Here is a 23,014-nt window from a genome sequence, read left to right as displayed (position 1 = left end):
AATCTACCCGGTAAATGTCGTTTTTCCCCATCACCGGTTGTAAAAATGCGACCTATCTTTACATCATAAACAAAAACAAAGAAATATGGAAACAGCAAATAAAACCAAAATCACCGTAGCAGCTACAGTGAATGCACCAGTTGAAAAAGTATGGGAATTCTGGAACGCTCCTGCGCACATTGTAAAATGGTGTAGTGCCTCTGATGACTGGCATACCCCAAAAGCAGAAAATGACCTGCGTGTTGGCGGGGCATTTTCCTCACGTATGGAAGCCAAGGACGGTAGTTTTGGCTTTGACTTCGGAGGTATTTATGATGAGGTTGAAACCCATAAACTCATTGCCTATACGCTCGGCGACGGCAGGAAAGTAAAGATTACTTTTTCGGAAAATGGAGATACAACGGAGGTGACTGAGATTTTTGAGGCAGAAGAGACCAACTCCATTGAAATGCAGCAAGGCGGATGGCAGGCCATAATGAACAGCTTTAAAAGATATGCGGAGCAGCATAAATAGCTGCTTGCGAATCAATTGATTTATAATTAGCTTTATACAAAGGGGATAGTAGTTACTATTCCCTTTGTTGCTTATGGAGCTGAAAAATAAGAAAATCGCCGTCGGGCAGAATTTCCTTTTCATCGGGTAGAACTGCCTTTCTGCCTATTGTTCATTTCAGGGCTGGCCTGCTGATTCTACTTTTGACCCAACAATTAACAAAAGTAAAATTAGAACAAACCCTATGAACAACAAATTAAAAACAATTGCAACTGTATTCGCGCTCTTAACTGGCACTTCTTTTAGCTATGCTCAATCTTCAGTAATGAAAGATCCGGTAAGTTATAAGTTAAAAAGCGGGATGACCATCATCATTGCTGAAAATGAAGCTACACCTAAGGTTTTTGCAAACCTGAGCTTTGAAGCAGCCGACAAATACCAGGCAGAGAAAGCAGTGGCGAAAGAAGTATTAACAACATTGTTGAACCAGGAACTTACTGCAATGGACGCGGGCCTTAGCTATAGCGACAAAGGCGTGAACCTGGCGACCCAACACGATCAGTTTGAAAACGCACTGCAGACCTTGTGTGCTTATATCAGTGCACCTGCATTTAACCAAGATGCATTTGACAAGGCAAAAAATACAGTGCTGGCCCATTTAACTGCGCAGGACAAATATTTCCCTTCAACCATAAATAAAAACAGCCTGGCCAAACTTACACTTGACGATGTGAATGTTTATTATAAGGAGATCAACAATCCTGCTCAAACTGTTTTGACAGTTGCCGGAAACATCACAGCCGGACTTGCTAAAAATTACACTAAAAAAGCAATGAACCAGCAAAAACCAGTAGCTGAAACGAATAAAACCTACCTGGTTTCAAACAACTAATTTTTGAAAACCTAACCAAACTTATACAAACAGGTCAATAGGGTGTCTGAGGCTTTTGCCGAGGACACCTTTTATTTTATTAAGGTTTAATATTAACTGAGTAGCTGATCTCAACACCGCCAGCTACAAGCATATCATGCACAGAGCAATATTTTCTTACTGCCAGTTCTGCTGCACGTGCGGCCTTATCTTCGTTGATCTCTCCGGTAAGTGTAAATGTCATGTGAATTTTAGTAAATATTGTTGGGATCTGTTCTCTTCGCTGCCCTTCAACAGAAACTGAAAAATCTCTGATCACCTGTTTCTGTTTTTTAAGGATACTGATCAGATCCAGCGAGCTGCAGGAGCCAAGCGCCATTAATACCATTTCCATTGGTCGTACACCCAGACCAAGGCCCCCGATTTCGGGCGAGCCGTCGATGTTAACTTTTACTGTCGAAGATGGGCTTGATGCTTCAAAATGAACGGCATCATTTATTCTTTTTAATTCTACTTTCATTCGTTGTTTTATCGTGTTTTGGGGACTTTACATTTTTGTAACTAAATTACAGAAATTGATGCCTCGTTTCAAATTCAAATCCTTTATCTTTATAAACGCAGAATTTTATGACATTATGAAAAGATATCTTTTATTACTTCTTGTTTGTACAGCACTGTCCGGGTATGCACAAAATACCATCAACAATTATAAGTATGTATTGGTGCCTGAACAGTTTAGCTTTTTTAAACAGATAGACCAGTATGGCTTGAACAACCTGACCAAGGCATTGCTGGAAGAAAAAGGTTTTACCGTTTATTTTGACAATAAGGATTTGCCTGCTGAAATAGCCAATAACAAATGCAGGGCAATGAATGCTGATCTGATAGAAAAAAAAGGAATGTTTACCACAACACTTACCCTAATACTGAAGGATTGCCAGGGGAATGTGGTATTTAAAAGTAAAGAAGGCAAAAGCCGGGAAAAGGAGTTCAATGCTTCCTATAATGAAGCTTTAAGAAATGCTTTTGCTTCCCTGACTGAACTGCCGTATGCTTTTACCGGTGAAGCAACGGGAACTGCTGTTATGAAAACAGCAGCAGTTGAGGTGCCTGTAAGTGTGCCATCTGCACCAGTTCCTGTTAACCAGCCTGCTGTAGCAACTGAAGTTACAGAGGCCTCCGGAACATTGTACGCACAGGCTACGGCCAATGGATTTCAGTTGATAGACACTACGCCTAAAAAGGTGCTTACTCTTTTTAAAACCTCAGCGCAGGATTACTTTATTGCCGACAATGGCCAGTCGAAAGGAATAGTACTGAAAAAGAACGGGGAATGGTTTTTTGAATATTACAGCAACGATAAGTTCATTTCTGAAAAGCTGCTGATCAAGTTTTAGGAACTCCTCTAACCTCCAACAGATATTGCCTCATGTCCTCTTCTAATTTTGAAGGATAAGCTTAACCCGGTTTTTAGTCCGATAACAGCGGGTATAAAATCTGCCAAAAACGCTGAATGTTAGGCCAAAATTATGAAAGAAAGCTTAGCAATAAGGTGGTAATTTTCCAGTTCATTTACCAGATATGAACATAAAGCTACTCCTATGCACTGTATTGTTTACAGGGTTTGTCTTTCAGGCTAAAGCTGCTGATTTTTACATTTCGCCTTTGGGCAATGATAAAAATCCAGGTACATTTAAACTGCCTTTTGCCACATTTGAAAGGGCCAAAAAGGAAATTGTAAAGATTAAGGGCGCGGAAGCCATCACCTTCTATTTACGCGGCGGCACTTATTATCTGCCGCAAACATTGGTATTTACCGCTCAGTATTCCGGAGCTTTGGGTAAGCCAGTTACATTCACGGCTTACAAAAATGAGGTCCCGGTAATTAGTGGCGGACAGCGCCTGCGGCTTCAATGGACAGCGTATAAGCAGGGGATCTTTAAAGCTGGAGTTCCGGCAGGTTTGCAATCGGACCAGCTTTTTATCAATGGAAAAAGGCAGCATATGGCCAGGTACCCTAATTTTGACCTGAAGGCAAAGTATTATAACGGCTTTGCTGCCGATGCATTCAGTAAAGAACGGGCTGGCAGGTGGAATAAGCCGGCAGGAGGGTATATCCACGCCATGCATAAAGCCATGTGGGGAGATTATCATTACCTGATTACAGGAAAGGACAGTTCGGGGAATATAGCTTATACCGGAGGCTGGCAAAACAACAGGCAAATGGGGATGGACCCCGAACGAAGATATGTTGAAAATATATTTGAAGAGCTGGATGCTCCCGGCGAATGGTATTTGGACCAGCAGAAAAATGAACTGTATTTTTATCCGGAAAAAGGATTGGATTTAAAGACCGCCCTGATTGAGACTGTACGTTTAAAGCACTTGGTAGAGCTGAACGGCAATGAACAGCATCCGGTTAAATTTTTGCAGTTTAGGGGAATAACCTTTAAACATTCGGCCCGTAGTTTCATGGAAAATAAGGAACCCCTGTTGCGGAGCGACTGGACCATTTATCGTGGGGGCATGTTTTTGATAAATGGTGCTGAAGATTGCGGAATTACAAATTGTGTTTTAGACCAGGCTGGAGGCAATGCCATATTTGTAAACAACTACAGCCGGCGGATAAAAATTACCGGTTGCCATATTGATAAGGCGGGATCAAGCGGGGTGGCTTTTGTAGGTGATCCCAAAGCCGTACGTAACCCGCTGTTTGAATATAACCAGGTACAGGAACTGACTACAATGGAAAAAGAAGCTGGTCCAAAAACGGTAAATTACCCTGCAAATTGCCTGGTAGAAGACTGCCTGATCCATGAATCGGGCCGGGTAGAAAAACAAACGGCAGGGGTTCAGATAGAAATGGCGCAGCAGATCACCGTTAGGCATTGTTCTATTTATGACGTGCCCAGGGCAGGAATTAATATTGGAAGCGGTGCATGGGGCGGGCATTTGATAGAATGGAATGATGTTTTTAATACGGTAATGGAAACGGGTGATCATGGTTCGTTCAATTCCTGGGGGAGAGACCGTTTTTGGCGACCAAACCGTAAAGAAGTAGACAGCTGGGTTAAAGAAAGACCGGAACTGCCATTTCTGGAAGCTGTTAAAACCGTTATCATCCGGAATAACCGCTGGAGATGCGACCATGGCTGGGATATAGACCTTGATGACGGCTCAACAAATTACCTCATTCAGAACAATCTTTGCTTAAACGGAGGGTTAAAAAACCGGGAAGGTTATAACAGGGTAGTAGAAAATAATATCATGGTAAATAATTCTTTTCACCCCCATGTATGGTACCAGAACAGCAATGATGTTTTTAAGCGAAACATAGTTTTTACTTCCTATAAGCCTATTGGCATGCCGAAGGTTTGGGGTAACCAGATAGATTCTAATTTTTACCATTATACAGGAGCAATGTCTGCAGCTGCGGCAGAACTTCAGCAGCAAAGCGGACAGGATCAGCATTCCTTGATGGGAAATGCACTGTTTGTTGATCCGGGAAAAGGAGATTACCGTGTGAGGGAAGATTCACCTGCATTGAAAACGGGCTTCAGAAATTTTCCGATGACAGGCTTTGGTGTAGTAAGCCCTGCGTTAAGAAAACTGGCGCGGAGCCCAGAACTTCCAAAGCCGGTTCCGCAAGCGAAAACATACGGCCGAAGTTCAGCCATTTATGCCTGGTTGGGCAGTAGTGTAAGGAATATCCTAGGGCAGGGTGAGATGTCTGCATATGGCCTGGCAGGTGAGGTCGGGGTATTGGTACTGGATGTGCCCCATGGTAGCCCTGTTGTTAGAAGCGGCATTTTAAAAGACGATGTCATCGTTTCTGTCAACTCAAAAGCAGTGAAAGATGTGGATGGGCTGTTGAAGGTCCCTGTATCGCAAAACGGTGTCTATAAAGTAGAAGTTATCCGGAATCAGAAGTCTTTATTTTATGAGTTAAGGCCCTGAAACCAGTAGGGGTTTACAGCGAAAATGAGATAGGAATGCTGTATTTTACCCTAACCGGAAAGCCATGCTGCATGCCAGGCATCCATTTTCCCGAAAGCCTTATTATCCTTAGCGCTTCTGCATCCATTGAAGGGTATAATTTACGTTCTACTTTAATGTCATCCAGCGAGCCATCTTTGTCAACAACGAAACTGATATATACCTTTCCTTGAATGTTGTTCTTTCTGGCGTCTGCCGGGTACTTCATTGTCCCTTTCAGATAGGAGTAAAATCTTTGCATGCCACCTTTGGGTATTGGTAAGCTTTCAATTGCTGAATAGCTGTATCTGACCCCGTTCTCCTCACTTTCGCCAGAAATGAATTGGCCACTTTCGTATTGCTCTTTGTACCCTTTATCTCCCATATCGGCTTTCATGATCCAGGTACCCTGTTTAAAGCCGTCTTTATAATCACCTTCTATAGTAGCTCCATTAAAAGATGAGGTATGTTCTAATACATGCCCATTTCCGTCTTTTACCATTACATGGCCCAGGGAATCGGCTTGATAATTGACCAATATCTTTGCAGGCCCATTTGTTTCGGATTTTTTATGCTCAATGATTTGTCGCAATGTGCCATTCTCAAAAAAGTAGTAAGCCTGACCTGTTAAATTGTTCCGCTCATAGAAAAGGGTGCTTTCTTTTTTTCCATTCTTATGGTAGGATAAATACTGACCCTCATAGACAGGCATTGAAAATAACACCGAAGAAACTTTGCCTATGGCTTTTTTCTTGCCGTCAGGGTAAATTTCTATCAGATTGAAATTGGTCTCGCCACTGTCTGGCTCCTGAATAATCCTGATAAAATCAGCACTGTCTTTATCAGACACCAGCTGTCCATTATTTTTATAATAATAAACATCCTGTTTTTTTTGTGCATTTACCTGTTGCAATACACAGATCAACGCGCCGAATACCCATAATTTCTTTAGCATTGTTGAAAGAAGAATAAGCGTTTAAATTTTAATTATTTTTTACCAAGATAGCTATTCTCTGCATGAAATTTTGATTTTTTACGCTTTCGGAAATGCTGAACCAAATGAATAAAGTGAACAGGCCTATCTTGGTTTAACATAATTATCTTCGAAGCAAACTAAACTAACTCTAGGGATAATAAAACCAAGGAAATGAACGAGAGTACTGGTAAAAAGATTAAAATGCTAAGGCGCCAGAAAAAATGGGCACAAAAAGAAATGGCAGGTATGCTGGAAATTTCTGTTCCTGCATATAGTAAAATTGAATGCGAAATTACAGACATCAACATCACAAGGTTAATGCAGGTAGCAACGGTTTTGGGTGTAAAGGCCAGTTCCTTACTGCCTGGTCAGAATGCAGATGAACTGATGCTTCAGGAAAACAGCAGGCTGAAAGAAAAGATCAAGAGCATAGAAAGGGAAATGATGCACCTGCAGGCCAAGCTGATCGATATGTACGAAACAAGGTAAAGCCTGTTAAAAAGATTTCCTGTCTATCATCAGAAAAGGATTTTCAATCCGTTTTGGTTTGCTCTTAATGACCATTTCTGCCATTGATTTGCCCATTTGCTCAAAATCTGTAGTGATGGTGGTAATTCCATCTGCAATGATGCTTTTAAGTGGGGTTTCGTTATAGGAAAGAATGCCTATGTCTGTGCCAAGTTTCCATTTGTTTTTTCTTGCCGAGCGCATGAGCTTCACCAGGTCTATGTCATCCATAATAATACAGCAGTCAAACTGCGTCAGCTCATATTCCTGGGTATTTCGTATTACCTCAGCCGGAAAATCTGTTTTTTTAAATACTGCCTTGAAGCCATTTACAACGCCTTCTGTTTTGATGTTATCCGGAAACAATAAAATGATGCGTTTATATTTTTTCAGCCGCTCAAAATGCCCTTTCAATATTCCAGAGATATCCTTTTCATAGTTCTGGCACACACAGGGATATTCACTTCCAAACTCATTCAGGCCCGAATCGAGTATATAGAGTTTTTTGGGATCGAGCTGCTTTAATATCCCATCAGTTTTTTTATTGATCTCGGGCATGATCACAAATGTATTGTAATAGGCTGCATGGTTTTTAATGAGCGTTTCAAAAACACTGATGTTATGGTGATGAAAATACAGGTCTACTGTGGCCTGGTTCCTGATCTGTTCAATAAAAGCATTGTACAATACTTCACGGTAAGGATTAAATGTACTCAATAGCAGGAAAATGTTTTTCTTGGACTGAACATTCGTGCTGGTTACAAAATACCCCTTTCCGGGTGTGGAATCAATAATTCCCGCTGTTTTTAACTCGTTATAGGCTTTAAATATTGAACCTCTGGCCAGTGAATGCATTGCTGCAATCGAATTTACAGAGGGGAGTATATCGCCGTTCTTCAACCGGCCATCGGCAATTGCGTCATAAACCGAAACCACGATCTGTTTATACAATGGCAGCGCCAGGGCATTATCAATTTTTATGATTGCAGCGTTAGTGTTGCCCATCTTCTTTGTTCATTTTTCTCTCACAAAAATAGGCCATAATTCTATTAAATTATAGTATTAAGTTTTTAGCTGCGCTGCCTGAATTCAGCAGGGCTTATTCCGGTATATTTTTTAAACACAGTAGCGAAGTACTGTGAAGAAGAGAAGTTGAGTTTAAATGCAATGGCGGTTACTGATTCCCCATCTGGCAATAACAATAGTTTTTTTCCCTCTTCTACTTTAGTACGAAGGATATAGTCAACAGGTGGCATCCCGAACTCCTTTTTAAACCAGCTTTTAAAATGGGAATCAGACATGTATAATTCCTTTGCCAGCACTTCTATGGGCAGGTTCTGATAAATATTGCTGTGAATGTAGTTCTTAATGTCTGCGATGCGGTCTGACTGCGTTCTGATCACCTTCTTTCCTGAGTATTCAATTACAGTCAGCAAAAAGTTGCTGATCAGGTTCAGTACCTGGAGTTTGTGCAAAGGTTGTTGTATAGGCTCATCATGAAGTGCAAAAATCTGGTCCAGCATTTTTTTCATGCTTTCCGCTCCTTTAAAGTGGCGCTCCTTTATACCCATAAGTTCTGTTGTAAAAACAGCCGACTCTTTGTCGCTGTAGTGAAGGAAGCTTTCTTTTTCAGGGATCTGAATAATGAGCCAGTACAAAGTACCTTTTTCTTCAGGGTGCCTTGCTGTGCCATGTGGTTCATTAGGAAAGGTGATGAAAACGTCCCCGCCCTTTAGCTGGTATTCCTTGCCTTCCACTTCATATACCTGCATGCCTTTATCACAATAGCAGATCTCCATCATCCCGTCATGAAAATGAGTTTCCAGTTTGCCATGGACATGTTTATAAGAATACCGGCCCAGTTTTACTTTTCCTTCAAGGTCAAACTTGCCGAAATTTATAATGCTCCTTTCTGTAGTGGAGCGGGTATCAAAATCTGACATGTATAAAATTGTATGTTCGTACTAAATTGAAAGTTATGCAGCAGCTCAAAGGTTAAATTTGATAAAATAATTCAGTAAATCAAATACGGGGACGGTTCTGGATGCCGGATTATAAAACCAAATGTAAGCCAATGGAAAGATCATATCTATCTGCCGATCAGGTAGCTTTTTTTAATGCCAATGGGTACCTGATCGTTGAAAACATCATCACACCCGAGGAAGTTGAGCATTATAAGTCTATTTATAATGATTTCCTTTCGGAAAAAATAGATGTGGGGGCCAATCGGTCTGACCTGGGGGATGGGTTGGGCAGCAGTAAGACGAAGGAAAACATTACCCAGATCATGTGGCCGAGTGATTTTGTAGAAGAACTGGTACACATGCCTTATCACCAGCGGGCACTGGCCATTAGCCGGGAACTGATTGGCGAAGACTCAGAAATGGATTTCGACATGCTGATCAATAAAGCCCCATATTCCAATACCATTACTCCCTGGCATCAGGATGAAGCTTACTGGTTAAATGTACCGGATAAGCGGGCAGCAAGCTGCTGGCTGGCTTTAGATGAAGCTACCCTGGATAATGGATGCATGTGGTTTGTACCAGGGTCCAATTTAAAGGAGGTGAGACCGCACCGTTTTGCAGGCAAGGAAGGTGGTGCATTAACCTGCGATGCCACTGAAGATGAAGGAGTATATATAGAACTGAAGCCGGGGTCCTGTACCTTTCATCAGGGACGTACTTTACATTACAGCAGGGGAAATTCCACTGGAACCAACAGAAGGGCCTTTATCCTGAATTTCAGGCCTGCCGAAATGATCAGATACGAGCGTGAACGTGGCTTTGACCATGGAAAGAACAATGCAGGGGACCGCAAAGTGAAAAACGACGACTTTAAAAGTTAAAGTCCTGAATGTTAAAATTCAGGTCCTGTTTGGAACTGATAAATATGTTGTTTATATTTATGTACCAGTATATACCAGTTTATGTTTTGAATAAGGGGCGGTGTTAGGGATAATTCCTTCCTTTATTATTTGAGGGCAATCAAAATACGCGCTTATGAGTATACTTTACTTTTGCACAACATGGGGACAAAAAAAAGGCAGCTGGAAAGATTTTTTTAGCAGGATAGTCTCCTGTGGCTACCAGGGAATAGAGACTGACCTGCCTGTAGAAGCAGAAAGGAGCGAGTTTATGGAAGGACTGGATCAATACGGACTGAAGTTTATTGCACAGCATTGGGAAACAACAGATGCAATTGTTGACCTGCACCGGGAAAATTATGAAAAAAGGTTACGCGAACTGGCTGCCTTAAAGCCTCTGTTCATCAACTCACATACCGGTAAGGATTTTTTTAACACAGCGCAAAACAGCAGTTTGCTGAATGTTGCAGATACCGTTACCCAGGATACAGGCATTAAGATTGTACATGAAACTCACCGTGGCCGTTTTGCCTATGCTGCACATGTAACCCAGCCTTATCTGGAAAAACGACCTGAATTGCAGCTTGCGCTTGATGTCTCGCATTGGTGTGTTGTATCTGAAAGCCTGCTGGAAGACCAGCGGGAGGCGGTTGACCTGGCTATTGCGCATACTACACATATCCATGCCCGTGTGGGCCATGCACAAGGGCCACAGGTGGTAAATCCCTCGCTTCCTGAGTGTGCTGAAGCTCTGGCGTTTCATTTGAATTGCTGGGATAAAGTGATTGAAAAACATCAAAATAAAGTACTGACCATTACTCCTGAATTCGGCCCTGCGCCTTATATGCCCCCTAACCAGCCGGCCAGCCAGCAATGGGAGAATAACTTATATATCATGAACCTTTTAAAAAAAAGATACCAGCCAAACCAATTATGATCAGCGCAACAAAAACCGGAAACTACAGGTGGTTCATTTGCTTTATGCTTTTTGCCGCTACAACCATCAATTACCTGGACAGGCAGATCCTTGGGCTTTTAAAGCCCGGACTGGAAAAAACATTCAACTGGACAGAAACTGATTATAGCCATATTGTAATGGCTTTTACTGCCTGTTATGCCCTTGGACAGTTACTTTATGGAAAGGTAATTGATAAGATCGGTACAAAATTGGGCTATACCATATCAGTTACGGTATGGAGCATTGCAGCCATGCTGCATGCGGCAGTAAGGACAACTTTTGGTTTTGGTGCCATGCGTGCGCTGCTTGGCATTGGCGAATCGGGCAATTACCCTGCGGGTGTTAAAACAGTTGCCGAATGGTTCCCTAAAAAAGAACGTGCCCTGGCTGTAGGTATTTTTGATTCAGGCTCTAACATTGGTGCCTGCGTGGCACCTATTCTGGTGCCCTGGATACTATCGGTATATGGATGGCAGATGGCCTTCATTGTTACCGGTGCCCTGGGCTTTATATGGCTGGCCGCCTGGGTATCTTTTTATGAAATTCCTGTTAAACAAAAGAAACTAAGCCCCGCAGAACTCAAGTACATCAACAGTGACGAAGATGAAGCGGGAGAGGACAATGATACCAGTACGGTAACCTGGAAAAAGCTACTGGGCCTTAAGCAAACCTGGGCATTTATAGCGGGAAAATTTTTTACAGATCCAATCTGGTATTTTTTCCTGTTCTGGCTGCCTTCCTATTTTGCTACCTATTTTCACCTGGACCTTAAGAAACCAAGCTTGCCGCTTGTTATCGTGTATACCGGTACCATGATTGGTAGTATAGGTGGCGGGTACCTTTCTTCCTGGCTTATCAAAAAGGGCTGGCCAGTTTATAAAGCTCGGAAAGCTGCGTTAATGGTTGCCGCGGTTTGTGTAGTGCCGGTAATGGCCACACGCTATACCACCAACATGTGGTTTGTAATTGCGCTCATCAGCTTATCAGTTGCCGCAAACCAAGCCTGGAGTGCCAATATTTTTACCATCGTTTCAGACATGTTCCCTAAAAAGGCCGTAAGCTCCGTAGTAGGTTTAGGAGGAATGGCCGGTGCAATAGGGGGCGTGTTGTTCCCGATGTTCATTGGTTTTGTCCTCGACTTTTATAAAGGGGCAGGAAACATAGTGGCCGGGTATAATATCATTTTTCTGGTTTGCGGCTGCTCTTTCCTGGTCGCATGGCTGGTTATACACCTGCTGGCACCTAAAATGGAAAAGGTGAAGCTTTAAATAAGAATAAAAAATAACAAAGCATTATATATAAAATGAGTTTTATCAAAACAACCGAAATGCCTTCAGTCTACCGTCACCTGGAAAAGATGCCGACCGAAGAGTTGCTGAACCATATCAATGATGAAGATGCCACAGTGGCAGCGGCTGTGCGCCGTCTGGTACCTGCTATTGCTGCTTTGGTTGATGTTGCTGCATTGCGCATGGAACAAGGAGGCAGGTTATTTTATATTGGTGCCGGTACGAGTGGCAGACTGGGTGTGCTGGACGCCAGCGAATGCCCACCTACCTATGGCGTGGCAGATGATGTGGTGATCGGTGTTATGGCCGGAGGCGATGAAGCCTTGCGTTTTGGGATAGAAGATGCTGAAGACAGCGAAGAACAGGGCTGGCTCGATCTGGAAAAATATAAAATTAACACTAAAGATATCCTGATCGGTATTGCGGCAAGCGGTACCACGCCTTATGTACTTGGTGCTTTAAAGACAGCACAGCAACAGGGAATTCTTACAGGCTGTATTGTATGCAATGCAGGCTCTCCCATTGCAAAGTATGCAGATTTTGCGCTCGAGGCAGTAGTAGGGCCCGAATTTGTAACGGGTAGCACCCGTATGAAAAGCGGTACTGCACAAAAGCTGATCTTAAATATGATCTCTACAGCTGTAATGATTCGCCTGGGCAAAATACTAGACAACAGGATGGTGAACATGCAGATTAGCAATGAAAAACTGGTAGACAGAGGTGTGAAAATGCTGATGGAAAAAACCGGGATCACAAATTATGAACAGGCGAAGGCCAGTCTGCTGAAATATGGTAACGTGAAGAATGCAATAGAAAAACTAAAAATGTAATTTATGGAGGCAGCAGTAAATATAGCTAAACGAACATCAAGCGGAACTTACATCAAACAGGTCATCACCATTGGTTTTTTCTTCTTCATTTTTGGCTTTGTAACCTGGGTAAACGGGACGCTGATCCCTTACTTGCACATTGCATGTGAACTACAGGAATGGCAGGCTTACCTGGTTACTTTTGCTTTTTATATTTCTTATACCTTTATGGCCCTGCCATCCAGTAAAATCTTACAGCTTACCGGAATCATTAAAGGTATGCAGGTAGGACTGCTTATCATGGCTGCAGGCTGCTTGCTGTTTGTTCCGGCTGCAATGCTGCGTTATTACCCGCTTTTTTTGTTGGGACTATTTGTAGTGGGCGCTGGGACAACGTTGCTGCAAACAGCAGTGAATCCGTACATCACCAAACTGGGTGATCCGGCCAGGGCTGCACAGCGCATCAGCATCATGGGCATCTGCAATAAATTTGCAGGTATTCTTGCCCCTATGATCTTAGGCGCTATTATCCTTAAAAATTCAGACGGCCTTCTGGCCGAACTGGAAAGATTGGATGTTGTGGCCAGGACGGCACGGCTCGATGAACTGGCCCGGGATGTGATTATGCCCTATATCGTGTTAACGATTGGACTTTGCATCATCGCATTTGGTATCAAATATGCCCATCTGCCAGAAATTACGCCTTCAGGTGAAGAACGCGCCGTAAACGAAAAAGAAGAACTCGCCAATGCGGGCAAAAGCCATAACGGGGCATTTATGCTGGGTTTCACGGCTATATTTGTAACGGTTGCTGTAGAAGTTATTGCCGGTGATACCATCAGTAACTATGGTATTTATCATGGTGTACGGCTGGACGTAGCCAAAAGTCTGACCTCCTATACCCTGGCCTCTATGCTTACCGGTTATGTTTTGGGTGCGTTGTTCATCCCAAAACTCATTACCCAGGAAAAGGCATTTTTATATTCTTCATTACTAGGGATATTGCTTACGCTGCTTGCCGTATTTGTGCCGGGGCAGGCCTCTATTGTATTTATTGCCCTGCTGGGTTTTGCCAATGCCATGCTCTGGCCGGCCATCTGGCCGCTTGCCTTACGTGGATTAAGTGGCGAATTGCTCAACCGCGGTTCGGCCATATTGATTATGGGTATTGCCGGTGGTGCCATTCTGCCGTTGGTATACAGTTGGCTTGCACATATTTCCAACAACCAGCTGGCCTACCTGCTGCTTGTACCCTGTTACCTCTTTAATGTGTACTACCAAATCTCCAGGACCAAAAAACAAGTATATCATGCTTAAACCAATTTTAAATATGCGCAATATTCTATTCCTTGTACTAACAGGTATTGCCGGCTTTACACGCGCTGCAGATGTTGACGTGACCACCCATGGGGCCAAAGGTGATGGCATTACTGTAAACACCACAGCTATTCAAAAAAGCATCGATGCCTGTGCTGCATCGGGTGGGGGGAAGGTGATCTTTCCTGCAGGTAACTTCATGAGTGCAACCATCGTACTGAAAAGTAATGTAGTTCTTCACCTTTCGGAGGGCTGCACGCTTACAGGAGTTAAGGGTGCCTCAAACTATCCATACCAGCAGGCGGGAATCCCTTTTTATGGCGAAAACTGGGCAAAACAGGCGCTCATTTATGCCAATAAGGCTGAAAATACAGGTATTCAAGGTAGAGGCACCATAGACGGACAAGGCGCTAGTTTTGAGATCAATACCATTAAAAAACCAGACCGTTACATGAACAGGCCTTACCTGATCTGGTTTGTGGGCTGCAAAAACGTGCAGGTTAAACAGGTACACCTGCGCAACTCCGCCTTCTGGATGCAGCATTACCTGGGCTGTGAAGATGTGGTGATCGATGGCATCTCCATCTGGAACCATTCCAACAAGAACAACGACATGATCGATATAGATGGCTGCAAAAATGTGCGCATCACCAATGTAACCGGGGATTCTGATGATGATGGACTGACTTTAAAAAGCACTTCCAAACTCATTTCAGAGAATATCGTGATCAGCAATTGTGTATTCAGCAGCCATTGCAACGGCCTGAAATTCGGGACAGAATCTACTGGTGGTTTCAGGAATGTAACCGTAAGCAATATCGTGATCAAACCCTCTGCTCAGCTCACGACTATTTATGGCAAACCAGCGGGGACCAGCGGCATTTCCCTGGAAATGGTAGATGGTGGTGTTATGGAAAACATCAGCATCAGCAACGTAGTGATAGAGGGACCGCAGGTACCACTTTTTATCCGCCTCGGGAATAGGGCAAGGAAGCATACCGATGGCGCACCTGAGCCAGGCATAGGTATAGCAAGGAACATTCATATTTCCAATGTTACAGCAACCGGGGCAGATGTGACCGGAAGTTCCATAATTGGACTGGAAAATGCGATTATAGAAAATGTTTCCCTGAGCAACATTTCTCTGTCTGGTTCAGGTGGCGCAAAGGCAGATGCCATGTTCAGGCCTTTGGAAACGCTGGCCGACCACTACCCTGAAGCTACTATGTTTGGTACACTGCCCGCTTACGGCTTATTTGTAAAACACGTAAAAGGCATCAGGCTAAGCAATATCAATTGCACCTTTAGTGGGGCGGATGAGCGTCCGGCAATTGCATTGGAAAATACCAGCGACTTTGAACTTAAAGGTTTAAACATGCAAAGCACTGTAAATACTAAGGCCCCGCTTTACCTGAAAAATACTGCAAATGGTTTTGTTACAGGGAATTCAATATATACACCTGCAAAACATTTCATCTGGAAAGAAGGTACGGTTACTAATGTAGCTGTAAACAATAACAACCATCCGAAAATCAAATCGGCCAGTAACCAGAACGTAAAAAAATGAGGAAGGTAATATATATATCTTTTCTGCTTTTGCTGCTGAACATTCGTTTGTTTGCAGCAGATGTGCCTGTGATACCTTACCCTCAGCAGGTGCAGCAGGGGACAAGCTTCTTCAAACCGGGAGCAGGCAATTTTCTTAAAGCTGCGGGCATAGACCAGGCGATGTTAAAACGCCTTGCCGAGGTAACTAAATCCAGTACGGCGGCCACAAAGGGGCTTGCTATAAAACTAAGCCTTTCAGGAAAGAACCATACTGTTGATGCCCTGATAAAAACCTATACGAGGCAGCCCGACTGGAACACAAAGATTGGAGAAGAAGGGTATGTACTGGTATTGAACAATAAAGAAAGGCTCCTGGTGGCCAATACGGAAACTGGTCTATTTTATGGTTTACAAACCCTGAAACAGTTAACAGATGCCGGCTGGAACAAAGAACTGGTGATTACCGACTGGCCTTCATTGCAGCACAGAGTGGTATTCGACGATATCAGTCGCGGTCCCATTTCAAAAGTGTCCTATATCAAACAGCAGATAGAAAGAATGGCGTCATTAAAAGTAAATGGCTTGTCCTTTTATATTGAGCATGTAATCCAGACCCGCGCTTACCCTGATTTTGCACCTGTGGATGGTAAGCTGACCATTGCAGATGTAAAAGAACTGGATGCCTATGCGGCAAAGCACCACATGCAATTGATCGGTAGTTTCCAGTCGTTCGGGCATTTCAGCAACATCCTTTCTCTGCCGCAATATCAATCTATGGGAGAAACCTCTACGATGATTTCGCCACTGGACCCTAAGGCAAGGCATTTTCTGGAAAGTGTGATTACCGAGATGTGCGGGGCCTTCAGTTCGCCATACTTTAACGTAAACTGTGATGAGACCTTCGACCTTGGCAAAGGAAAATCTAAAAAATATACCGACAGTATAGGCCTAGCCCGTTTTTATGCCGATCATCTGAAATTCCTCTATGACGTAGTGAAAAAGAATGGCAAGCAACTAATGATGTGGGGCGATATTGCCTTGCAGCACGAGGAAATACTGGACATGCTGCCCAAAGACATTGTTTACATGACCTGGGAATATGGGGATCCGCAATCTTATGCCAAATGGATAGATCCTTTTGTAAAACGTAACCTGAACTTTATGGTTTGTCCAGGCATTTTGAACACAAACAGGCTTTTTCCTGATCTGGCCATTGCCAAGGCTAATATCAATGGTTTTATCAACGAAGGTTATAAAAAAGGAACCACTGGTGCTTACACCACCATTTGGGATGAAGGGGGCGACCAGTTGTTTTCGGAAGACTGGTATGGCGTTTACATGGCGTCCGAGAAAAGTTGGAACGTAAAGGCTGTTTTTGATGAAAACTTTGACCAGCGCTATGAAAAAATAGCATACGGCAGTAACGTAGGCTATGTGAAAGCAATTGGCAAACTAATGGAGCTGAGGGACCTGCCGCTAACCTATAACATGACCCACGAAATCTGGTGGCAGCACATATTGCCGCAAAATGGTGAAACCCTGATCCTGAACAATAAAGATGTGCAAGAGGGGCTGAGGCTGGTAAATGAAGCTGAACAGTTGCTGCAGTCGGCAAAACCTGTGAGGAACCTGTCAGACCTGGCCACACTGAAATACATTGTAGCCCGCTATAAACTGCTTTTTGAAACTAGAACACAAATTGCGGCATTGGCAAACTGGTATGCACAGCAGGAGGGTAAAAAGTTGTTATCCATAAACAAGCAGATCAACAAACTTCAAACCCTTAAAAACAGGTACGTGGTGATGGAAGCAGATTTTCGGAACAAATGGAACCAGGAAAACCAGCCCTACACACTGGATTACGCCCTGAAGCCCTATCGTACACGCATCGCTGCCTTAAGCACACTGGAAGAAAAGCTGAAAGGCCTTTCTCTAAGTGCTCCGCTGCCTAAGGCTGCAGATATAGGGTTAAACTTAGTAGAAAGCGATCATTTTTATTTCAATTTCTGGCTGCTTACCGGGCCGTTTAAAAGTGGCAAATTTCCAGGTTTCAGCTATTCTGAAGATCCTCAGACCAACCATCCGCCTAAGCCAGGTGATTTTGCACAGTACCAGGGCCAGCAGTTCCGCTGGATGAAATACAATACCGATAATGGCGGTATCGTAAACAAATTTAAACAAACGGCTGCAGATACTTATGTCTTTGCTTTCTGTACCATCACTACCGAAGAAGCCCGGCAAATGCCAGCCCTTGTAGGGAACAATAGTGCCGTAGCGCTTTTCTGTAACGATAAACAGGTTGCTGCATCCGAAAGGGAAACTGTGCAGCACCAGGCCCTGCCAAAAGAAACAATTTACAACCTGTCTTTGAAGGCAGGTACAAATTATATACTGCTGAAAGTAAAAAGCGGTGCTGCCGGTGCTGCATTTACTTTCAGGCTAGACACCACAGAACCAGTAACCAACCATAAACATAAATATACCATCAATGCTAACCAGAACAGTCATGAAGCAGATTAAGATCCTGACCGGTTTAATCCTGGTCGCCCTAGTTAGCGCCTCTCCACCTGCCTTTTCCCAGGTTAAAAAGGAAGAAGTTGTACAGGCAATTGATCAGACGGCCAATTGCATTGTCAATATCATTCTGGATGAACATGGAAAATCGCGTTGCGATTATAACCTTACCGAAGGCAGATGGTATCCTTATGAAGTGCCCTGGCATACCGGACAGGCCATCAATGCCTTGCTGGCAGGCTATAAGATCAGGGGCAATGAAAGCTTGCTGACGGCCGCCAAAAAGGCCGGCGATTATTGGACAGGGCTGCAGATCAAAGACCATCCTAAACTGAAAGGTATGCTAGGTGCTACGCATGGCGATTTTATTGGAGATGATGTCATCGTTTTTGCTACAATATCAGATGGTACACCCGGTATTTATGAACTGAGTAGGGTGACCAAAGACAAAAAATATGCAAAAACAGCTACCGAGGCTGCAGCATGGATGCTAAAAAACATGTACAATGCAGAAAAGGGTGTATGCTATGACAATGTAGACCTTAAAACCGGTGAAGTACAAAAAGAGTACAGCCCTTTCTGGAAAGATAAAAAAGTAGGAGAGCAAACACTCTTTGACGTTTCGCGTCCCAATACCGAAGGATCGCTATTTAAAGATGCCTATGAATTTTCGGGCAATACGGCCTTTAAGGATGCCTTTATCAATTTATGCAACAGCCTGCTGAAATTGCAGGATGAAAATGGGATCTGGTCTGATTTTATGCCCAACTTCAAGGATGTCCATTCTTTCCATCCCCGTTTTAACCTCTGGTATGCCGAATCGCTGATAGAAGCCTATGAGCTAACCAAAGATAAAAAGTACCTGGAAGCTGCGGCTAAAACTGCACGTACACATGCGAAAGCCCAGCAAAAGGATGGGACCATGTATTACGATAACTACACTGATGGTAAAGCTCCGGATAAAGGTTCTGTAACCGGATCTGAAGTGGCCTTGTCGGGCATTGTATGGATGGAGCTGTCTAAATACGGCTATCAGGAGTTCGACGGCAATATAGAAAAATCGGCCTACTGGCTGGTGCATAACCGTTTTGCGGAAGACCATCCTGATAAGAACCTGAGGGGCCAGGTCATAGAAACCCGAACGCGGTCCAAAGGTAAGGTATGGCTGGTTAACCGCGATATCGGGACCAGCTTTGCCCTCCGTTTTTTAAGCGACTATTACAAATTTAAATCATTCCAGAACTAACCATATATCAACCAAAGCCAAACTCAAAAAGAACTTGTTATGAAAAAAACTATTTTTAAGTATCTCATGTGGATATTTGCGGCTGTCATTTCAACCGTGGCCGCCGGCATTCCTGCATATGCACAAACCGCGGGCAACATCAGGGGTAAAGTAATTGATGACCAGGGGGGTGCCCTGCCGGGCGCCTCGGTTAAAATCAAAGGCAGCAATAAAGGGGTCTCTACCAGCACTACCGGCGATTTTCAGTTGAACGACCTTAAGCCAGGTAATTATACGGTTACTGTATTTTATATGGGCTTTAGCCCGGTTGAAAGCAATGTAGAGCTCAAGGCAGGGCAAACACTGGTACACAATATTCGCTTGGTAAGCAGCAGTGTGGCCCTGAAAGGGGTAACTGTTTCGGGCGTAATGGAAGGCCAGCAAAAAGCACTCAACCAGCAAAGAAATGCAGATAACATCAAGCAGGTGATCTCTGCCGACCTGATGGGCCGCTTTCCTGACCTGAACGTGGCCGAATCGCTTCAACGGCTTCCAGGCGTAACCATAGGCCGGGAGCAAGGCGAAGGTTCTACAGTTCAGCTGCGCGGTACACCTGGTGGTTATACCAATATCAATATCAATGGAGAGCAGATCATGGGTACGCAGGAACAGGGACAGCGTAATGCACAGCTGGATTTGGTTCCGGCCAACGTACTGGCTTCTATGGAAGTTATTAAAACTTTAACTCCTGACCTGGATGGTGATGCAATTGCGGGGGCCATCAACCTGAAAACCCCAACCGCCATTAGTTTAAAGCCGCAATTATCGGTAGATCTGGGCGGCGGTTATAACAAACTGCGCGATAAGTCGAATGGCATTGGCAATATAAGCTTTGGCCGTCGTTATGGTGCAACAGATGACCTGCCAAACGGCAGGCTGGGTATTACTGTTTCGGGTAGTTATTATAAGACTATTAATGGTTATGATGAGATCAACGCTCAGCAGTGGCAGTTAAAGGATTTTGCTGATGGAAAAGGAAGTATTTATTTTCCGACTGACATTCGCCTGGTTTATCTTGAAAATGAACGTACCCGCATGGGCGCAACTACAACTATTGACTATAGCTTTAGCCCAACTACTTCCATTGTGGCCAACGTAACTTTTAATAGTCTGGACAATGATGCAACACGCTACCGCAAACGCACCCGTATGCAAACCGCCAATACCACCTTTGCAAATGGAGTGTATACCACTGCAAGAGGCAGGGGATATAACGAAGTGCTTGACCGTAAAACAGGCAATAACAATATCAATTTAAGCCTGGAAGGCGAGACCATGCTTGGAAAAGCCAAACTGGACGGAGGGCTTTTTTATACAGCATCTAAATTCGACCAGCAGGCTTATGCGTACAACTACATTACCGGCAATGTACCGATGACCATTTCTGAGATCTCTGGTGATTACATTCAGGCAACGGGCGCTACTGATCCTAAAAACAACGCAGCTTTGTACACCTACAATACCATTGAGGCGAACAACTTTAATACCGAGGGACGAAACCTGGTAGCCCGTTTAAATCTGACCCTGCCGTACAAAATTGGTAATAACGATGCCAGCTTTAAAGTAGGGGCTAAAATGAAACGCATGCACAATGAGCGCTTCAGACCCGTAAACAGTACTTTTGTAGCCACCTATGCAGGCACGGCAGCGGTAGGAAACCTGAACAATTTCAAAGGTGATGAAGAGGTGTCGGCTGATTTTCTGGATGGTCATATCCCCTTTGGTTTGGGTGTAAGCAAACAAGGTACCATAGACTTTTATCGCAACAATCCCCGTTTGTTCAACACCAGCACCAACCTCACACAAGTGTCTATAGATTCCTATTTCTATGACGCAGTAGAAAATGTATCGTCGGCATACTTAATGAACCGTATCCAGTTCAATAAGTTTATGTTACTGGGTGGTTTACGTATGGAGAGGACAGGCGTAGATTATGATGCAAAAGTAGTAAACCAGGATGCAGCGGGCAACCTTACTTCATCGGTGCCTGTGAATTCCAAATACAACTATACCAAGTTCCTCCCTAACCTGCAGGGTAAATATGATGTTGCTAAAAATACAGTAATGCGTGGTGCGGTATCCTTCGGTTATTCGAGACCAAACTTTAACGATCTGATGCCAAGCCGTGTAATCAGCATCCTGAATACCACCTTAACAGATGGTAATCCGGATCTGAAGCCTGCTTTTGCTACCAATTACGATTTTTCTGTAGAGCAATACCTGAGCAACCTGGGTATCCTTTCCATTGGTGCATTTTATAAAAACATAGACAAATTCCAGTACAACAGTGTCATCAGACTTACCGGCAGTGAATTTCCTGACGCAGCAGCTTACAAAGATTATCTGTACTACAAAACCTATAATGGTGATATTGCAAAGGTATTTGGGGTAGAGCTGAATGCACAGACTAACCTGACCTTTTTGCCAGGCATACTGAAAGGTATTTCCTTGTACGCCAATTACACTTTTACCCATTCTAAAGCTGATGCCCAGGATAGAAAAGACCTGAGGTTGCCAGGACAGGCAGACCATACCGCAAATGGATCTGTTTCCTATACTTTAAAAGGTTTTACCTTGCAGGGTAACCTGAACTATAATGGTGCCTATACCTCAACACTGGGCACAGATGACGCAACTGACGTGATCAGGGCAGCACGCTATCAGCTGGATGTGAATGCATCTTACCGCATTACAAAGGGGCTTACCATTTATGCGGAAGGGGTGAACCTGACCAACAGACCTCAGGTAGAGTATTTTGGTGACCGTTCCCGCGTTTATACCAATACATTTTATGATTTTTCGGCACGTGCCGGATTAAAATACCGCTATTAAATATGATGATTCATGAATTTTTAAAAGACCAGTTAAAAGTTAAAATTTATTCAACAAGGAGGGAAATGGGGAACAGCGCTGCCGCAATGGCAGCGCATTGCCTGAAGGAATTGCTGCAGCACAAAGATGAAGTCAATATCATTTTTGCCGCTGCTGCTTCTCAGCTGGAATTCCTCGAAGCCATTGCGTTGGAAAAAGGCATCGCATGGGACCGTGTAAATGCGTTTCATATGGATGAGTATACCGGTTTACCGGTAAACCATCCACAGCGTTTCGGAAACTTTCTCAATGAAAAGATTTTTTCAAAGCTGCCACTAAAAAAAGTGTACTATTTGAATGAAACCGGCGACGATACAGAGGCTGAAAGCATGCGTTATGCAGCGCTCCTGCAGCAAATGCCTCCTGATGTTACCTTTATGGGCATCGGCGAAAATACGCACCTGGCATTCAATGACCCCCATGTGGCCGATTTTAATGATCCGGTGCTGGTTAAGATTATTGATCTTGACGAGCCCTGCAAACTGCAGCAAGTACACGACGGGTGTTTCCCAACGGTTGCCGATGTGCCTTCATGGGCTTACACCTTAACCATTCCAGCCTTGCTGCACTCTAAATATATTTTTTGCATGGTACCGGGTAAAAATAAGGCTCAGGCAGTAAAGTATACACTTACCGAAAATGTCAGTGCCAGATACCCTTCTACTTGCCTGAGGAATCACGCAGATGCGACTTTATTTTTAGACCAGGATAGTGCTTCACTTGTCCTTTAAATTG

At 43.7% G+C, this 23,014-nt stretch carries 19 protein-coding genes; 15 read left to right on the top strand and 4 right to left on the bottom strand.

Annotated features, from left to right (window positions below):
* Positions 1–85: 85 nt before the first annotated feature.
* The gene (locus B9A91_RS03725; protein WP_084237064.1) at positions 86–514 is read left to right on the top strand and encodes an SRPBCC family protein; all 429 of its coding nucleotides are present in this window, start codon (positions 86–88) and stop codon (positions 512–514) included.
* 223 nt (positions 515–737) lie between these two features.
* Positions 738–1,385, top strand: a complete 648-nt coding sequence (locus B9A91_RS03720; protein WP_084237063.1) for a peptidase M16 family protein — start codon at positions 738–740, stop codon at positions 1,383–1,385.
* Between the two features lie 79 nt (positions 1,386–1,464).
* Here the strand turns inward: B9A91_RS03720 and B9A91_RS03715 are convergent, their stop codons facing one another.
* Positions 1,465–1,884, bottom strand: a complete 420-nt coding sequence (locus B9A91_RS03715) for an OsmC family protein (protein ID WP_084237062.1) — start codon at positions 1,882–1,884, stop codon at positions 1,465–1,467.
* Between the two features lie 115 nt (positions 1,885–1,999).
* On the opposite strand from B9A91_RS03715, the gene B9A91_RS03710 reads away from it, so the two are divergent.
* Together B9A91_RS03710 and B9A91_RS03705 are read left to right on the top strand one after the other, a co-directional pair.
* A complete protein-coding gene (locus B9A91_RS03710; RefSeq protein ID WP_084239563.1) occupies positions 2,000–2,761 on the top strand; it encodes a hypothetical protein in 762 nt (253 codons plus the stop codon).
* A gap of 184 nt (positions 2,762–2,945) precedes the next feature.
* Positions 2,946–5,321: a PDZ domain-containing protein gene (locus tag B9A91_RS03705; protein ID WP_084237061.1), complete on the top strand. Its 2,376-nt coding sequence runs from the start codon at positions 2,946–2,948 to the stop codon at positions 5,319–5,321.
* Positions 5,322–5,334: 13 nt separating this feature from the next.
* Here the strand turns inward: B9A91_RS03705 and B9A91_RS03700 are convergent, their stop codons facing one another.
* On the bottom strand, positions 5,335–6,294 hold the full coding sequence (locus B9A91_RS03700; protein WP_084237060.1) for an energy transducer TonB: 960 nt from the start codon (positions 6,292–6,294) through the stop codon (positions 5,335–5,337).
* Between the two features lie 192 nt (positions 6,295–6,486).
* On the opposite strand from B9A91_RS03700, the gene B9A91_RS03695 reads away from it, so the two are divergent.
* Positions 6,487–6,804, top strand: a complete 318-nt coding sequence (locus tag B9A91_RS03695) for a helix-turn-helix domain-containing protein (protein ID WP_084237059.1) — start codon at positions 6,487–6,489, stop codon at positions 6,802–6,804.
* 6 nt (positions 6,805–6,810) lie between these two features.
* Here B9A91_RS03695 and B9A91_RS03690 read toward each other — a convergent pair whose 3' ends face one another.
* Together B9A91_RS03690 and B9A91_RS03685 are read right to left on the bottom strand one after the other, a co-directional pair.
* Positions 6,811–7,827, bottom strand: coding sequence for a GntR family transcriptional regulator (locus B9A91_RS03690; RefSeq protein ID WP_084237058.1), 1,017 nt, complete (start codon positions 7,825–7,827; stop codon positions 6,811–6,813).
* A 65-nt stretch (positions 7,828–7,892) separates the two neighbouring features.
* Positions 7,893–8,765: an AraC family transcriptional regulator gene (locus B9A91_RS03685; RefSeq protein WP_084237057.1), complete on the bottom strand. Its 873-nt coding sequence runs from the start codon at positions 8,763–8,765 to the stop codon at positions 7,893–7,895.
* A 131-nt stretch (positions 8,766–8,896) separates the two neighbouring features.
* Between B9A91_RS03685 and B9A91_RS03680 the strand changes: the two genes are divergently transcribed.
* From B9A91_RS03680 to B9A91_RS03635, 10 genes are all read left to right on the top strand, one after another.
* A complete protein-coding gene (locus tag B9A91_RS03680) occupies positions 8,897–9,670 on the top strand; it encodes a phytanoyl-CoA dioxygenase family protein (RefSeq protein WP_084239562.1) in 774 nt (257 codons plus the stop codon).
* Positions 9,671–9,824: 154 nt separating this feature from the next.
* On the top strand, positions 9,825–10,625 hold the full coding sequence (locus tag B9A91_RS03675; RefSeq protein WP_084237056.1) for a sugar phosphate isomerase/epimerase family protein: 801 nt from the start codon (positions 9,825–9,827) through the stop codon (positions 10,623–10,625).
* The gene (locus tag B9A91_RS03670) at positions 10,622–11,914 is read left to right on the top strand and encodes an MFS transporter (protein ID WP_084237055.1); all 1,293 of its coding nucleotides are present in this window, start codon (positions 10,622–10,624) and stop codon (positions 11,912–11,914) included. Before B9A91_RS03675 ends, B9A91_RS03670 begins: the two co-directional genes overlap by 4 nt.
* Positions 11,915–11,949: 35 nt before the next feature.
* Entirely contained in the window at positions 11,950–12,765 is an 816-nt protein-coding gene (murQ, locus tag B9A91_RS03665; protein ID WP_084237054.1) for an N-acetylmuramic acid 6-phosphate etherase, read from the top strand.
* Positions 12,766–12,768: 3 nt separating this feature from the next.
* Positions 12,769–14,061, top strand: a complete 1,293-nt coding sequence (gene gluP, locus B9A91_RS03660; RefSeq protein ID WP_084237053.1) for a glucose/galactose MFS transporter — start codon at positions 12,769–12,771, stop codon at positions 14,059–14,061.
* Between the two features lie 13 nt (positions 14,062–14,074).
* Positions 14,075–15,628 (top strand): glycoside hydrolase family 28 protein, encoded by a 1,554-nt coding sequence (locus B9A91_RS03655; RefSeq protein WP_235012451.1) that lies wholly within the window; start codon positions 14,075–14,077, stop codon positions 15,626–15,628.
* A complete protein-coding gene (locus tag B9A91_RS03650) occupies positions 15,625–18,129 on the top strand; it encodes a beta-N-acetylhexosaminidase (RefSeq protein WP_084237052.1) in 2,505 nt (834 codons plus the stop codon). The genes B9A91_RS03655 and B9A91_RS03650 overlap by 4 nt, the downstream gene beginning before the upstream one ends.
* Complete coding sequence (locus B9A91_RS03645) at positions 18,116–19,369, top strand: pectate lyase (protein WP_084237051.1); 1,254 nt, start codon at positions 18,116–18,118, stop codon at positions 19,367–19,369. The genes B9A91_RS03650 and B9A91_RS03645 overlap by 14 nt, the downstream gene beginning before the upstream one ends.
* 39 nt (positions 19,370–19,408) lie before the next feature.
* Positions 19,409–22,240 carry a TonB-dependent receptor gene (locus B9A91_RS03640; RefSeq protein ID WP_084237050.1) on the top strand — a complete coding sequence of 944 codons (2,832 nt, stop codon included), beginning with the start codon at positions 19,409–19,411 and terminating at the stop codon, positions 22,238–22,240.
* 2 nt (positions 22,241–22,242) lie between these two features.
* Positions 22,243–23,010 carry a glucosamine-6-phosphate deaminase gene (locus B9A91_RS03635; protein WP_317043317.1) on the top strand — a complete coding sequence of 256 codons (768 nt, stop codon included), beginning with the start codon at positions 22,243–22,245 and terminating at the stop codon, positions 23,008–23,010.
* Positions 23,011–23,014 lie beyond the last annotated feature (4 nt).

Source organism: Pedobacter africanus (genome assembly GCF_900176535.1).
Classification (GTDB): domain Bacteria; phylum Bacteroidota; class Bacteroidia; order Sphingobacteriales; family Sphingobacteriaceae; genus Pedobacter; species Pedobacter africanus.
The sequence above is the reverse complement of the archived record's forward strand: the minus strand, read 5'-3'. Positions and strand labels throughout refer to the sequence as shown.

Bases quoted from the DNA above. Each gene is read 5' to 3' on its own strand.
- B9A91_RS03725 (WP_084237064.1), top strand. From the start codon at position 86: ATGGAAACAGCAAATAAAACCAAAATCACCGTAGCAGCTACAGTGAAT.
- B9A91_RS03720 (WP_084237063.1), top strand. From the start codon at position 738: ATGAACAACAAATTAAAAACAATTGCAACTGTATTCGCGCTCTTAACT.
- B9A91_RS03715 (WP_084237062.1), bottom strand. From the start codon at position 1,884: ATGAAAGTAGAATTAAAAAGAATAAATGATGCCGTTCATTTTGAAGCA.
- B9A91_RS03710 (WP_084239563.1), top strand. From the start codon at position 2,000: ATGAAAAGATATCTTTTATTACTTCTTGTTTGTACAGCACTGTCCGGG.
- B9A91_RS03705 (WP_084237061.1), top strand. From the start codon at position 2,946: ATGAACATAAAGCTACTCCTATGCACTGTATTGTTTACAGGGTTTGTC.
- B9A91_RS03700 (WP_084237060.1), bottom strand. From the start codon at position 6,294: ATGCTAAAGAAATTATGGGTATTCGGCGCGTTGATCTGTGTATTGCAA.
- B9A91_RS03695 (WP_084237059.1), top strand. From the start codon at position 6,487: ATGAACGAGAGTACTGGTAAAAAGATTAAAATGCTAAGGCGCCAGAAA.
- B9A91_RS03690 (WP_084237058.1), bottom strand. From the start codon at position 7,827: ATGGGCAACACTAACGCTGCAATCATAAAAATTGATAATGCCCTGGCG.
- B9A91_RS03685 (WP_084237057.1), bottom strand. From the start codon at position 8,765: ATGTCAGATTTTGATACCCGCTCCACTACAGAAAGGAGCATTATAAAT.
- B9A91_RS03680 (WP_084239562.1), top strand. From the start codon at position 8,897: ATGGAAAGATCATATCTATCTGCCGATCAGGTAGCTTTTTTTAATGCC.
- B9A91_RS03675 (WP_084237056.1), top strand. From the start codon at position 9,825: ATGAGTATACTTTACTTTTGCACAACATGGGGACAAAAAAAAGGCAGC.
- B9A91_RS03670 (WP_084237055.1), top strand. From the start codon at position 10,622: ATGATCAGCGCAACAAAAACCGGAAACTACAGGTGGTTCATTTGCTTT.
- murQ (WP_084237054.1), top strand. From the start codon at position 11,950: ATGAGTTTTATCAAAACAACCGAAATGCCTTCAGTCTACCGTCACCTG.
- gluP (WP_084237053.1), top strand. From the start codon at position 12,769: ATGGAGGCAGCAGTAAATATAGCTAAACGAACATCAAGCGGAACTTAC.
- B9A91_RS03655 (WP_235012451.1), top strand. From the start codon at position 14,075: ATGCGCAATATTCTATTCCTTGTACTAACAGGTATTGCCGGCTTTACA.
- B9A91_RS03650 (WP_084237052.1), top strand. From the start codon at position 15,625: ATGAGGAAGGTAATATATATATCTTTTCTGCTTTTGCTGCTGAACATT.
- B9A91_RS03645 (WP_084237051.1), top strand. From the start codon at position 18,116: ATGAAGCAGATTAAGATCCTGACCGGTTTAATCCTGGTCGCCCTAGTT.
- B9A91_RS03640 (WP_084237050.1), top strand. From the start codon at position 19,409: ATGAAAAAAACTATTTTTAAGTATCTCATGTGGATATTTGCGGCTGTC.
- B9A91_RS03635 (WP_317043317.1), top strand. From the start codon at position 22,243: ATGATGATTCATGAATTTTTAAAAGACCAGTTAAAAGTTAAAATTTAT.